A 12,729-nucleotide genomic window follows, 5' to 3' on the forward strand; every position below is an offset into this window, starting at 1 on the left:
ACGAGCGTGTCGGTCGGCCCGTTTCGGTGCTTGGCGACGATCAGGTCGGCCTCGCCCGCGCGGAGGGACTCCTTCTCGTAGGCGTCCTCGCGGTGYAGCAGGAAGGTTCCCGCCGTTCGGCATGCGGCCCGGACCTCGAACCTGCGGACGGCATCGACGGCGTCCGCCGACCGCACGATCCAGATGGTCAGTGGTGCAGCGGCGGCCACCGCTGACTCACCGCACCCCGGAGCGCCCGCGAAGCGTCGGGCGCCCGGCGTCCGGCGCTCAGCCGATCGCGCGGGTCACGAGCGCCGTGATCTGCTTCTCCGCGGCGGGGGTCAGCCGGGCCAGGGCGAACTCCGCCGGCCACATCGGGCCATCGTCGAGGGCCGCCACGTCGCTGAAGCCGAGCGTCGAGTACCGGTTCTTGAACTTTGCCGCCGGCTTGAAGAACAGCAGGACCTTGCCGTCCTTGGCGTAGGCCGGCATGCCGTACCAGGTCTTCGGCTCGAGGTCCGGCGCGACGTCCGTGACGAGGGCGTGCAGCCGCTCCGCCACGGCCCGGTCCGCGTCCTCCATCTCGGCGACCTTAGCGAGCAGGTCGTTCAGCCCGTCGGTCTTCTTGCCCGTCGCACGCACTTCCTTGGCGCGGTCCTTGATGGCGGCGCGCTCGGCGGCGGAGAAGCCTTCGGTGGTCTCGGTCGTGCTGCTCATGGTGGTTCCTTCCCTGGGGAGCTGTCATCGACCTGACGTTCGCCGGCGGCGCGTTGTGACAGAGACGCGGTCGCGGCCAGGTGTCACCGTCACGTCCACCGGCGCTCCGTGCAGCACTCTGGACCCATGGACGAATTGCTCGTCGTCATCGTGCTCGCACTGCTGGTGATCGCCGCCGCGACCGTCGTCAGTCCGCGCCTGGGCATCGCGGCGCCCCTGGTGCTGGTAGCGATCGGCGTCGGGGCGAGCTTCCTCCCGGTGTTCGGGTCGGTCGAGATCGAGCCCGAGTGGATCCTGGCGGGTGTCCTGCCGCCGCTGCTCTACTCGTCGGCGGTGTCGATGCCGGGCATGAACTTCCGTCGCGAGTTCGGCGCGATCAGCGGGTTGTCGGTGCTCTTGGTCGTCGCCAGCGCGCTGGTGCTCGGGCTGTTCTTCATGCTCGTCCTGCCCGACATCGGGTTCGCGTGGGGCGTCGCGCTGGGGGCGATCGTCAGCCCGACCGACGCCGTGGCCACCTCGATCATCAAGAAGACGTCCGTGTCGCAGCGGGTCGTCGCGATCCTCGACGGGGAGAGCCTGCTCAACGACGCGACCGCGCTGGTGCTGCTCCGCACAGCCATCGTCGCGACGGCCGTGTCGTTCTCGTTCTGGGGGGCAGTCGGCACGTTCGCCTACTCCGTGGTGGTCGCCGTCCTCGTCGGCCTGGCGGTCGGGTGGCTCAACCTGGCGGTCCGCAAGCACGTCACGGACCCGACCGTGAACACCGTCATCTCGTTCACGGTCCCCTTCATCGCGTTCCTGCCCGCCGAGGCGCTCAAGGCATCCGGGCTCGTCGCGGCCGTCGTCGCCGGGCTGGTCACAGGCATCGGCGCGCCGCGTGACCTGTCGCCGCAGAACCGGTTGTCGGACACGCAGAACTGGCGCACGGTCGAGCTGGTGCTCGAGGGGGTGGTGTTCCTGACGATGGGCGTGCAGATCACGTCGATCGTGGCCGACGTCGAGGCCGACAACGGCGGGGTCGGAACGGCGGTGCTGATCGCGGCCGGCGCCCTCGTGCTCACGATCCTGGTGCGCGCGGCGTACGTGGCCCCGCTGCTCGGCGTGCTCGCCCGCCGCGCCCAGCACGGCGAGAAGATGAAGCCGCGGATGCAGGAGTTCCAGGAGCGGATCGCGACCCCGGAGGGCACGCAGGAGTCGTTCCACGAGGTCAAYGGGCGGGGTCGCAAGGCGACGGACCGTGACCTCGACCGGTTCGCGCGGCGCGTCAGGCAGTCGGTCGCCGACATCGACTACTTCTTGCGCGAGCCTCTGGGCTGGCGCGAGGGCACCGCGGTGGTGTGGGCGGGGATGCGGGGTGCGGTCACGGTGGCCGCGGCACAGACGCTTCCCGACAACACCCCACAGCGCTCAGTCCTCGTCCTGGTCGCGTTCGCGGTCGCGACGATGTCGCTGCTCATCCAGGGCGGCACCATCGGCCCGCTGCTGCGCCGCATCACCCCGCAGGTCGACCAGGCTGCGCTCGATGAGCGGACCCACGACGAGCGGCAGCAGATCTTCGCGCTGATGCGATCGAGCGCCGAGGCCATCCCGCAGCCACCGACACCCACGGAGGACCCCACGCTGTCGGAACAGTTCGAGACGTCGAAGACCCATCGGCTCGCCGTCATCGGAGCGCAGCGGTCGGCGCTTCTCGACGCCCGCGACAACGGCACCTTCGATGCGGAGGTCCTGGACAACGCGCTGGCCAACCTCGACGCGGCGGAGATCGCCGTCGCACTGCGCGGCCGGTTCGCCAGCTGAGCGACACGACGCCAGCGCAGGGGACGAACTAGGCAGTTCAGGTAGTCGAACTAGGAGGCCCGACTAGTCAAAAGTGTCTTGCCTCTCGACAGGACGAGCGTGCGTCAGGCCTGCATGTCCACGAAGCGCGAGTAGTGCCCCTGGAACGCGACSACGAGCGTGTCGGTCGGCCCGTTTCGGTGCTTGGCGACGATSASGTCGGCCTCGCCCGCGCGGRGGGACTCCTTCTCGTAGGCATCCTCGCGGTGCAGCAGAATCACGATGTCGGCGTCCTGCTCGATCGAGCCCGACTCCCGCAGGTCGCTCATCTGCGGGCGCTTGTCGGTGCGCTGCTCGGCGCCACGGTTCAGCTGCGAGATGGCGATGACCGGGACCTCGAGCTCCTTGGCCAGCAGCTTCAGGGCCCGGGAGAACTCCGAGACCTCCTGCTGGCGGGACTCGACGCGCTTGCCGGACGACATCAGCTGCAGGTAGTCGATGACCACGAGCTTGAGGTCGTGCTTCTGCTTGAGCCGCCGGCACTTGGCCCGGATCTCCATGAGCGACATGTTGGGCGAGTCGTCGATGAACAGCGGCGCCTCGGAGATCTTTCCCATGGTCGCGGCGATCTTGGCCCAGTCGTCCTCGCCCATCTGGCCGTTGCGCAGCTTCTGCAGGTGCACGCGCGCCTCGGCCGACAGCAGACGCATGGTGATCTCGTTGCGGCTCATCTCGAGCGAGAACACGACGGACGTGAGCCCGTGCTTGATCGACGCCGACCGGACGATGTCGATGCCCATGGTCGACTTGCCGATGGCGGGGCGCGCGGCGAGCACGATCATCTGGCCCGGGTGCAGGCCGTTGGTGAGCCGGTCGAGGTCCGAGAACCCCGTGGGGACGCCGATCATGCCCTCGCCGCGGTGGCCGGCCGCCTCGATCTCGTCGACGGCGCCGCCGATGATGTCACCGAGGATCAGGTAGTCCTCCGACGAGCGCCGCTCGGTGACCGCGTAGACCTCGGCCTGGGCGTTGTTGACGATCTCGTCGACGTCGCCGCCGTCGGTGCCGTAGCCCAGCTGGACGATGCGCGTGCCGGCCTCGACCAGCTTGCGGAGCACCGACCGCTCCCGCACGATCCGCGCGTAGTAGCCGGCGTTGGCGGCGGTGGGGACCGAGGAGATGAGGGTGTGCAGGTACGGGGCGCCGCCGATGCGCTGGATCTCGCCGCGCTTGGTCAGCTCGTCCGCGACCGTGATGGCGTCGGCGGGCTCGCCGCGGCCGTACAGGTCGATGATCGCGTCGTACACGACCTCGTGCGCCGGGCGGTAGAAGTCGGTGCCGCGGATCTGCTCGACGACGTCGGCGATCGCGTCCTTCGAGATCATCATGCCGCCGAGGACGCTGCGCTCGGCGTCGAGGTCCTGCGGCGGGGTGCGGTCGTAGCCGGCGTTGCCCCCACGGCTGCCGCCGGACGGCATGCCGTACTCGAGCTCCTCGATCGTCACCTGATCCCCATCGTCGTCGTCGTACACATGTTCCATGGGGGGTCTGACATCCACGCCCACGCAGGTTCCCGAGCACAGATCGGGAGCTCGCACACGCGACGTTAGGGGTCCTGCGCCACTCCTCCAAACGCAGGAATCCGCCTGTGGGGAACCCCCGGCACATCTGTGGGGACACCTGCCGAGAACTGTGGAGGACCGCTCGCCTACTGTGAGGGAGCCTGTGGATCKGGACCGAATTTATCCACAGGCCGTGGACAGTGGTGTGGACGACCAGACGAATATGGGCACGGATCTGCGCCTCACCCGCGCAAACGCTGTGCACGTGCTGTGGACGCGAGAAGGGTTGGCCGAGATTTCATCTGTCGGACACCGATCCCCGGGCTTGGACCGGCAGATACTCGCGCTCGCCCTCCCGGCGCTCGGCGCCCTGGTCGCCGAGCCCCTCTTCGTCCTGGTCGACTCGGCCGTCGTCGGCCACCTGGGCACCGCCCCGCTGGCCGGTCTCGCGCTCGCCTCGACGGTCCTGGTGACGGTCGTCGGCCTGTGCGTCTTCCTCGCCTACGCCACCACCGCGGCCGTTGCGCGACGCCTCGGCGCCGGTGACCGGACCGGTGCGCTGCAGGTCGGCGTCGACGGCATGTGGCTCGCGCTCGGCCTCGGAGTCGTCCTCGCCGCCGCGACGTGGCTCAGCGCGCCGTGGCTGGTGGGAGCCCTCGGGGCGACCGGCGATGTGGCCGAGCAGGCCGTCATCTACCTGCGCTGGTCGTCGCCGGGCCTGCCCGGGATGCTGCTGGTCCTCGCGTCGACGGGCGCGCTGCGCGGGATGCTCGACACCCGCACACCGCTGGTCGTCGCGTCGGTCGGCGCCGTCGTCAACGCGGTGCTCAACATCGTGCTCGTCTACGGCGTGGGCATGGGCATCGCCGGCTCCGGGCTGGGCACCGCGCTSACCCAGMTCGCCATGGCCGYCGCGCTCACCCTCGTCGTGGTCCGCGGGGCCCGTGGCGTGGGCGCGCAGCTSCGACCGGCGGCCGGGGGCATCTGGGCCAACGCGCGCGCGGGAACCCCGCTGTTCGTCCGCACCCTGTCCCTGCGCCTCGCGATCCTGCTCACGGTCTGGGTGGCCACCGGCCTCGGCGCCGTCGAGCTGGCGGGGCACCAGGTGGTCGCCGCCGTCTGGGGGCTCGCCGCGTTCGCGCTCGACGCCCTCGCCATCGCCGCGCAGGCCCTGGTCGGGCACGGCCTCGGCTCCGCCGACGTGCCGCGCGTCCGTGCGGTCCTGCGCCGGACCCTGCAGTGGGGCGTCGGGGCCGGCGCCGCGCTCGGGCTCGTCATCGGCGGGCTCTCGTGGGCCTACGTGCCGCTCTTCACCGCCGACGACGACGTGCGCCGGGCCGCCGTCGCCGCGCTCGTCGTCGCCGCGCTGACCATGCCGATGGCGGGGTGGGTGTTCGTGCTCGACGGCGTCCTCATCGGCGCCGGCGACGGCCGGTTCCTCGCCTGGGCCGGCATGGCCACGCTGGTGGTCTACGTGCCGTTCGCACTGGCCGTCCGCGCCGCGGCCCCGCCGGGCGCGGCGGGGCTGGCGTGGCTGTGGGCGGCGTTCGCCGGCGTCTTCATGCTGGCCCGAGCGGCGACCACGGGCTGGCGCGCCCGCGGCACCGCCTGGATGGTCACGGGGGCATAGAAGCGCCCCGCTCCCACGAGGGGAACGGGGCGCTTCCGTGCAGCTCAGCTCAGGCTGCGACGACCTTGACGGTCACCGTCGCGGACACGTCTGCGTGCAGACGGACCGACACCTGGTACTCGCCGAGAGCCTTGATCGGCTGACCGATCTCGACCTTCCGCTTGTCGATCTGCGGCGCGCCCGACTTCTTGACCGCGTCAGCGATCTCGGCAGTCGTGACGGCACCGAACAGACGGCCCGACTCGCCGGCCTTGGCCGACACGACGACCGGCTTGCTCTGCAGCGAGTCGCGGATCGCCTTGGCGTCGTCGAGCGTCGCGATCTCGCGGGCCTTGCGGGCCTTGCGGATCGCGGTGATGTCCTTCTCGGCGCCCTTGGTCCAGGCCGTCGCAAGGTTGCGCGGGACGAGGAAGTTCCGGGCGTACCCGTCCTTCACCTCGACCACGTCGCCGGGGGCACCGAGGCCGGTGACCTCGTGGGTCAGGATGATCTTCGCCATGATGGTCTCCTTTCTCAGCGCGCCGACGACGAGTACGGCAGGAGTGCCATCTCGCGGGCGTTCTTGACGGCACGCGCGATCGCGCGCTGCTCCTGGACGGACACACCGGTCACCCGGCGAGCGCGGATCTTCCCGCGGTCGGAGATGAACTTGCGCAGCAGCGCAGTGTCCTTGTAGTCGACGACGTCGATCTTCGCCGCCTTGAGCGGGTTCTGCTTCTTCTTCGGCTTTCGGACCACGGCCTTGGCCATCGTGGTGCTCCTTGTCTGCTGGAGCCCTGGGCGTTGCCGTGCCCAGGGATGGGGAATGTCTGAGTGTCAGGCGCCGATCAGAACGGGGGCTCGTCGGAGTAGCCGCCACCGGAACCACCTGCGGGCGTCGCCCACGGGTCGTCCTGCTGGCTGCCGCCGCCGCCGGAGCCACCGAATCCGCCGCCACCGCCACCGTTGCTGAAGCCGCCGCCCCCGCCGCCGAAGCCACCGCCGCCGCCACCCGAACGCTGGGTCCGGGTGACCTTGGCCGTGGCGTAGCGCAGGGACGGGCCGACCTCGTCGACCTGGAGCTCGTACACGGTGCGCTTCTCGCCCTCGCGGGTCTCGTAGGAGCGCTGCACGAGCCGACCGGTCACGATGACGCGGGTGCCCTTGGTGAGCGACTCGGCGACCGACTCGGCCGCCTCCCGCCAGATCGAGCAGCGGAGGAACAGCGTGTCGCCGTCCTTCCACTCGTTGCTCTGGCGGTCGAACGTACGGGGGGTGGACGCGACGGTGAAGTTCGCGACCGCAGCCCCCGAGGGGGTGAAGCGCAGCTCGGGATCCCCGGTCAGGTTCCCGATCACCGTGATGACGGTCTCACCGCTCATGCCCAGCTCCTCGTTCGTTCGATCAGTCGGTTGATGTGGAGCCGCACGCTACGTGCAGCCACCCACACGAGATCAGGCGTCGGCGCGAAGGACCTTGGTCCGCAGGACGACCTCGTTGAGGCCGAGCTGGCGGTCGAGCTCCTTGGCGGTCGCGGGCGTCGCGTGGAAGTCGATGACGGCGTAGATGCCCTCGGACTTCTTCTGGATGTCGTAGGCAAGCCGACGACGACCCCAGATGTCGACCTTGTCGACAGTGCCACCGTCGGTCTTGACGACCGTCAGGTACTTGTCGAGCGACGGAGCAACGGTGCGCTCCTCGATCTCGGGGTCAAGGATGATCATGAGTTCGTACTGACGCAGGCTCATACCCACCTCCTCTGGTCTCAGCGGCCACGGTCGATCCGTGGCAGGAGGGTGTGTGCGTCGCTGAGCCGCGAGCTCCGTCCATGACGACGGCCTCTCCGGCACAGCAATCTCCAAGGCTACCCGGCCGGAGGCCACGGCCGAAATCGGCTGTGGACGACCGGGAGCCCGGAAGCTAGGGGGTCGGGGTCGGCGTCGGCGTCGGTGACGCCGGCGCCTTCGGCCCGGTCGAGATGACGAGGGTCACCCCGCTGCCGGCTGCGACGACCGTGCCGCCGCCGGGGTCGACGCGGATGACCCGGCCGGACGTCACGGTGTCCGAGGACTCGGACGCGACGGACGGCGAGAGCCCCGCGTTCATGACCGCGGCGGTCGCGTCGGCCTCGAGCTTGCCCTCGAGCCCGCTCGGGACGGCGATCTGGGTCGGCGCCTCCTGCGTCGGCTCAGGCGCGGCCGTCTCGGTCTGCGTGGGCGCGGGCGTCGCCGACGTCGTCGGCTTGGGGCCGACGTTCGCACGCTCCGGGAAGTCCTGCACCGTCGAGTACGGCGCCTGGGCGAACACGGCGGACATGTAGGACTGCCACACGAACGCCGGCCACGTCGCACCGGTCACGGCATCGACGAGCCTGCCGTTCTTCTTGTGGCCCCACGCGGTGATGGTGTCCTGCGCCTTGCCGTCCTCGCCGGTCTGGCTCAGCGACACCTCGGTGACGATGCTCGGCGTGAAGCCGACGAACCACGCCGACTTGTTCTCCTGCGACGTGCCGGTCTTGCCCGCGATCGGTCGGTCGAGGGGCTTGATCCAGTCCTTGCCGGAGCCCTTCTGGACCACCTGGGTCATCGCGTACGTCGCATCGGCGACGACGTCGGGCGCGAACGCCGTCGCCGACGTGTCCGGGTGCTGGTACGCGACCGAGCCGTCGGGGTTCTTCACGGACCGGACGATGAACGCGTCGTGGCGGGTGCCCCCGGAGGCGATCGTCGCGTAGGCCGTGGCCATCTCGAGCGGGTGGACCGAGGTGGTGCCCAGCACGTTGGCGGGGTTCGACTCGACCGGCGTCACGACGCCGGCCGCCTTCGCCGCCGCGGCCGTCTTCTCGGGACCGATCTGGAGGTTGAGCTGGGCGTAGACCGTGTTGACGGACTGCGCGGTCGCCTCGACGAGGTCGATCTTGCCGAACGACTCGTTGCCGAAGTTGCCGACCATCTTCGACGGCGAGTCCCAGCCGGCCAGCTTCTGGTCGTCGCGGCCGTTGAACCGCGTGGTCAGCGGGACGCCGTCACCGAGCGCCGCGAGCAGCGTGAAGGGCTTGAACGTCGAGCCCGCCTGCACGGTGTCGTACGTGGCCGCGTTGCGCTGGTCGGCGAGGTAGTCGCGCCCGCCGTACAGCGCGACGATCGCGCCGTCCTTGGGATCGACCGACGAGATCGAGACGCGCAGGCGGTCGCTCGCCGGCTTCTCGCCGTCCTGGTCGGGCAGGGTCCCGTCGAGGAAGCCGTTCGCCGCGGCGACCGCCGAGTCCTGGATGGGCTTCTGGATCGTCGTCTGGATGGCGAAGCCGCCCCGGTTGATCTCGTCGTCGGACAGGCCCATGGGGCCGCTGCCCAGCTCGTCGCGGACCATCTCGAGGAGGAAGCCGTCCGGGCCCTTCATCGTGTTCGAGCGCTTGTACTCGACCGTCGCCGGGAACACCATGGCCGCGCGGTCGGTGGCCGACAGCCAGCCCTGGCTCTCCATGGAGTCGAGGACGATGTTCCAGCGGGCCTCGGCCTTGGCCGGGCTCTTAGCCGGGTCCCAGTTGTTGGGCGACGGGATGATGCCGGCCAGGAGCGCGGCCTGCTCGCGGGTCAGCGCGGCGGCGTCGACACCGAAGTACGCCTGCGCGGCGGCCTGGATGCCGTACGAGTCACGGCCGAAGTAGATGGTGTTCAGGTAGGCGCCCATGATCTCGGGCTTCGACTGCGACTTGGCGATCTTGACCGCCAGCAGCGCCTCCTTGAACTTGCCGACGTAGTCCGTCGTCGTCTTGTCGACGTAGTACCGCTCCACGTACTGCTGCGTGAGCGTGGACCCGCCCTGCGTCTTGCCGCCGCGGAGGTTGTTGAGGAACGCGCGGCCCATGCCCGTGACCGAGATGCCGCTGTTGTTGGTGAAGAACGTCTTGTCCTCCGCCGCGGCGACCGACTGGCCGACGTACTCGGGGAGCGAGGAGTACTCGACGATCTGGCGCTTCTGCGCGGAGAACGTGCCCATCACGGGGCCCTGGCTGCMGTCGGTGTTGGCGTAGTAGACGGTGGAGGTCTGCGCGCGCGTGTCGTCGGCGGGGTCGGGGATCGTCGTCGACGCGTACGCCGCGACGACGGCACCGACGCCGAGGAACCCGATGACGATGAAGGTGCCGATGACGACGCGCCACGACGGCAACCAGCGGTGCAGGCCGTGGAAGCCCGTGCGCGGGTAGTCGACGAGGCGACGCTTGGGGGCGCTGCTGCGCGACGAGGACGTCGAGCCGCGGGGCGCACTGCGCTTGCCCCGGGCGGGAGCCCTCCGATTCGTGCCTGCCAACGCGCTGCCTTCCGTCCGACGACTGGGGATGGGCGAGCCCGCCCGTTTCCGGGCAGGCGTCAGCCGCTGAGCCAGTATGGGGGACCGCTCTGTGCTGGTCAGGGGACCCACGGCCGGTTTCGGCGGTCCTTCACACGATCGGCACGGCGCCCGCGAACGCCCACCTCAGACAGGGCCCGGGAACGTGACCGCGGTCACCGGCGGCGGGTCGGACTTGCTCGGTCCGTCGTTCTCGACATACTCTCCGGATGTATCGAGTTGATACATCGACTCCACCAACATCCTGAGGAGGTGCCCCCGTGCGCGGTCGTTCCGACGTGCTCGAGCCGGCCATCCTCGGGCTGCTGCACGAGTCCCCGATGCACGGCTACGAGCTGCGCAAGCGGCTCAACCTCGTGCTGGGGTCGTTCCGCGCGCTGTCGTACGGCTCGCTGTACCCCTGCCTGAAGTCGCTGGTCGACCGTGGGTGGATCCAGGGCACGGAGTCGATCGTCGCGCCGCACACCGTGGCGTCCAAGCGCGCCCGCATCGTCTACCAGCTGACCGCCGACGGCAAGGAGCACCTCCAGGAGGTGCTCGCGTCGTCCGGGCCGGCCACCTGGGAGGACGAGAACTTCGACGTCCGGTTCGCCTTCTTCGGGCAGACCGACGCCGAGACCCGTCTTCGGATCCTCGAGGGTCGGCGCACGCGCCTGACCGAACGGCTCGAGACGGTCCGCCTGTCCTTCGCCCGCACCCGCGAGCGCATGGACGAGTACACCCTCGAGCTCCAGCGGCACGGCCTCGAACAGGTCGAGCGTGAGGTCCGCTGGCTCGACGGGCTGATCGACAACGAGCGCGGCCTCCGTCGCACCCGTCCTGCAGGCACCGGTCGTCCGGCCGTTGCTGACACACCCGCTGGGGACGACGACGTCGCCCCCGCGCGAACCACCGAGAAGGAGCGAGGATGACCTCCATCCGCGTCGCCATCGTCGGCGTCGGCAACTGCGCCGCGTCGCTTGTCCAGGGCGTGCACTACTACGCCGACGCAGACGCCAACAGCACCGTGCCGGGTCTCATGCACGTGCAGTTCGGCGACTACCACGTGCGCGACATCGAGTTCGTCGCCGCGTTCGACGTGGACGCGAAGAAGGTCGGCTTCGACCTCTCCGAGGCCATCGTCGCCTCCGAGAACAACACCATCAAGATTGCCGACGTCCCGCCGCTCGGCGTGACCGTGCAGCGTGGCGTGACCAACGACGGTCTCGGCAAGTACTACCGCGAGACGATCACCGAGTCGGACGCGGAGCCGGTCGACATCGTCGCCGCCCTGCGCGAGGTCCAGGCCGACGTCCTGATCTGCTACCTGCCCGTCGGGTCCGAGATCGCCGCGAAGTACTACGCGCAGTGCGCGATCGACGCCGGTGTCGCGTTCGTCAACGCCCTGCCCGTCTTCATCGCGTCCGACCCGGTGTGGGCCGCGAAGTTCGAGGCCGCCGGTGTCCCGATCGTCGGCGACGACATCAAGTCGCAGGTCGGCGCCACCATCACGCACCGCGTTCTCGCGAAGCTCTTCGAGGACCGCGGCGTCGTGCTGGACCGCACGTACCAGCTGAACGTCGGCGGCAACATGGACTTCAAGAACATGCTCGAGCGCGAGCGCCTGGAGTCCAAGAAGCTCTCCAAGACGCAGGCCGTGACCTCCAACCTGACCGGCCCCCTGGGCGGCAAGAAGGAGGACCGCAACGTCCACATCGGCCCGTCGGACTACGTCGCCTGGCTCGACGACCGCAAGTGGGCGTACGTCCGCCTCGAGGGTCGCGCCTTCGGTGAGGTCCCCCTGAACCTCGAGTACAAGCTCGAGGTCTGGGACTCGCCCAACTCGGCCGGCATCATCATCGACGCCCTGCGCGCCGCGAAGATCGCCAAGGACCGCGGCATCGGCGGCCCCATCCTGTCGGCGTCGACGTACTTCATGAAGTCCCCGCCGGTCCAGATGGAGGACACCCTGGGCCGCGCCCAGCTGGAGTCCTTCATCCGCGGAGAGAACGAGCGCTGAGCTCGAACCACCCGCTGACCTGACGACGAAGGCGCGCATCCCCTCGGGGGTGCGCGCCTTCGTCGTGCCGTCGGCTCAGCGGGCCGATCCCACCACCCAGGACTCCAGCCCGGTCCACCACCGCGTCGATCCGTCGGGAAGGCCGGCCGGGTCCGGGTCGGGGATGAGCTCGATCGTCGCGCCCGTCGTCGTGTCGTACGTCGACAGGTGGGTCGGCCACGGGTCGCCGCCGCACTGCCGCGAGGCGCCGACGTAGACCTCGGAGCCGATGCTCGCCAGCTGGAACGAGCAGTCGTCGGCGGCGTGCGGGAGCTTGGTCGCCGTGGCGCCGTCGAAGACCGCGAGCCCGGACGCTCCGTCGCCGGCGGCACCGGGGGTCGTCACCGTGACGATCCGGCCATCCCCGGCCGCGACCCCTTCGCGTGGACGGGTCCCGGTCCACCCGAGGGCCACGGGGACTGCCGCGGGATCGGAGACGTCCAGCGTGAACAGGTCGCTGACCGTCCCGCCGCCGCCCACCGGGTCGCAGGCCAGGAACAGGTCAGTCTCGGACGACCATGCCGACGCGTAGCACCGCGACCCGGGGGCGAACGGTGGGATCTCGTGGGTGCCGCCGGTGCGCACGTCGACGACGACCACGCCCGCCCCGTCGTCGACGGGCGACACCGCGACCCGCGTCCCGTCGGCGTTCGGGACGGCGATCCCGGCCGGGCCGACCAGCACCTTCACCGTCC

13 protein-coding genes are annotated in these 12,729 nt (G+C 70.1%); 4 read left to right on the forward strand and 9 right to left on the reverse strand.

Annotated features, from left to right (window positions below; all coding sequences use genetic code 11):
• Together ACXJKG_RS13495 and ACXJKG_RS13500 are read right to left on the reverse strand one after the other, a co-directional pair.
• Positions 1–209 (reverse strand): hypothetical protein (locus tag ACXJKG_RS13495; protein ID WP_456846276.1); only part of this gene is annotated, 209 nt, incomplete at its 3' end.
• 58 nt (positions 210–267) lie between these two features.
• Positions 268–696, reverse strand: a complete 429-nt coding sequence (locus tag ACXJKG_RS13500) for an iron chaperone (RefSeq protein WP_456846266.1) — start codon at positions 694–696, stop codon at positions 268–270.
• 126 nt (positions 697–822) lie between these two features.
• Between ACXJKG_RS13500 and ACXJKG_RS13505 the strand changes: the two genes are divergently transcribed.
• Positions 823–2,496, forward strand: a complete 1,674-nt coding sequence (locus ACXJKG_RS13505; RefSeq protein WP_456846267.1) for a cation:proton antiporter — start codon at positions 823–825, stop codon at positions 2,494–2,496.
• A 104-nt stretch (positions 2,497–2,600) separates the two neighbouring features.
• Here ACXJKG_RS13505 and dnaB read toward each other — a convergent pair whose 3' ends face one another.
• Positions 2,601–3,980, reverse strand: a complete 1,380-nt coding sequence (gene dnaB, locus ACXJKG_RS13510; protein WP_456846268.1) for a replicative DNA helicase — start codon at positions 3,978–3,980, stop codon at positions 2,601–2,603.
• Between the two features lie 325 nt (positions 3,981–4,305).
• On the opposite strand from dnaB, the gene ACXJKG_RS13515 reads away from it, so the two are divergent.
• A complete protein-coding gene (locus ACXJKG_RS13515; RefSeq protein ID WP_456846275.1) occupies positions 4,306–5,667 on the forward strand; it encodes an MATE family efflux transporter in 1,362 nt (453 codons plus the stop codon).
• Between the two features lie 49 nt (positions 5,668–5,716).
• Here ACXJKG_RS13515 and rplI read toward each other — a convergent pair whose 3' ends face one another.
• From rplI to ACXJKG_RS13540, 5 genes are all read right to left on the reverse strand, one after another.
• Positions 5,717–6,166: a 50S ribosomal protein L9 gene (gene rplI / locus ACXJKG_RS13520; RefSeq protein ID WP_456846269.1), complete on the reverse strand. Its 450-nt coding sequence runs from the start codon at positions 6,164–6,166 to the stop codon at positions 5,717–5,719.
• Between the two features lie 14 nt (positions 6,167–6,180).
• Positions 6,181–6,417: a 30S ribosomal protein S18 gene (rpsR, locus tag ACXJKG_RS13525; RefSeq protein ID WP_028051084.1), complete on the reverse strand. Its 237-nt coding sequence runs from the start codon at positions 6,415–6,417 to the stop codon at positions 6,181–6,183.
• Between the two features lie 77 nt (positions 6,418–6,494).
• Positions 6,495–7,028, reverse strand: a complete 534-nt coding sequence (locus tag ACXJKG_RS13530; protein ID WP_456846270.1) for a single-stranded DNA-binding protein — start codon at positions 7,026–7,028, stop codon at positions 6,495–6,497.
• Positions 7,029–7,100: 72 nt separating this feature from the next.
• Positions 7,101–7,394, reverse strand: coding sequence for a 30S ribosomal protein S6 (gene rpsF / locus ACXJKG_RS13535; protein WP_034611334.1), 294 nt, complete (start codon positions 7,392–7,394; stop codon positions 7,101–7,103).
• 172 nt (positions 7,395–7,566) lie between these two features.
• Positions 7,567–9,957, reverse strand: coding sequence for a transglycosylase domain-containing protein (locus tag ACXJKG_RS13540; RefSeq protein WP_456846271.1), 2,391 nt, complete (start codon positions 9,955–9,957; stop codon positions 7,567–7,569).
• Between the two features lie 299 nt (positions 9,958–10,256).
• Between ACXJKG_RS13540 and ACXJKG_RS13545 the strand changes: the two genes are divergently transcribed.
• Positions 10,257–10,907, forward strand: a complete 651-nt coding sequence (locus tag ACXJKG_RS13545; RefSeq protein ID WP_456846272.1) for a PadR family transcriptional regulator — start codon at positions 10,257–10,259, stop codon at positions 10,905–10,907.
• Positions 10,904–11,995 (forward strand): inositol-3-phosphate synthase, encoded by a 1,092-nt coding sequence (locus tag ACXJKG_RS13550; protein WP_456846273.1) that lies wholly within the window; start codon positions 10,904–10,906, stop codon positions 11,993–11,995. Before ACXJKG_RS13545 ends, ACXJKG_RS13550 begins: the two co-directional genes overlap by 4 nt.
• Before the next feature lie 75 nt (positions 11,996–12,070).
• Here ACXJKG_RS13550 and ACXJKG_RS13555 read toward each other — a convergent pair.
• The coding region (locus ACXJKG_RS13555) for a hypothetical protein (RefSeq protein WP_456846274.1) at positions 12,071–12,729 on the reverse strand (659 nt) is incomplete at its 5' end.

Source organism: Cellulomonas sp. P5_C6, from assembly GCF_054049635.1.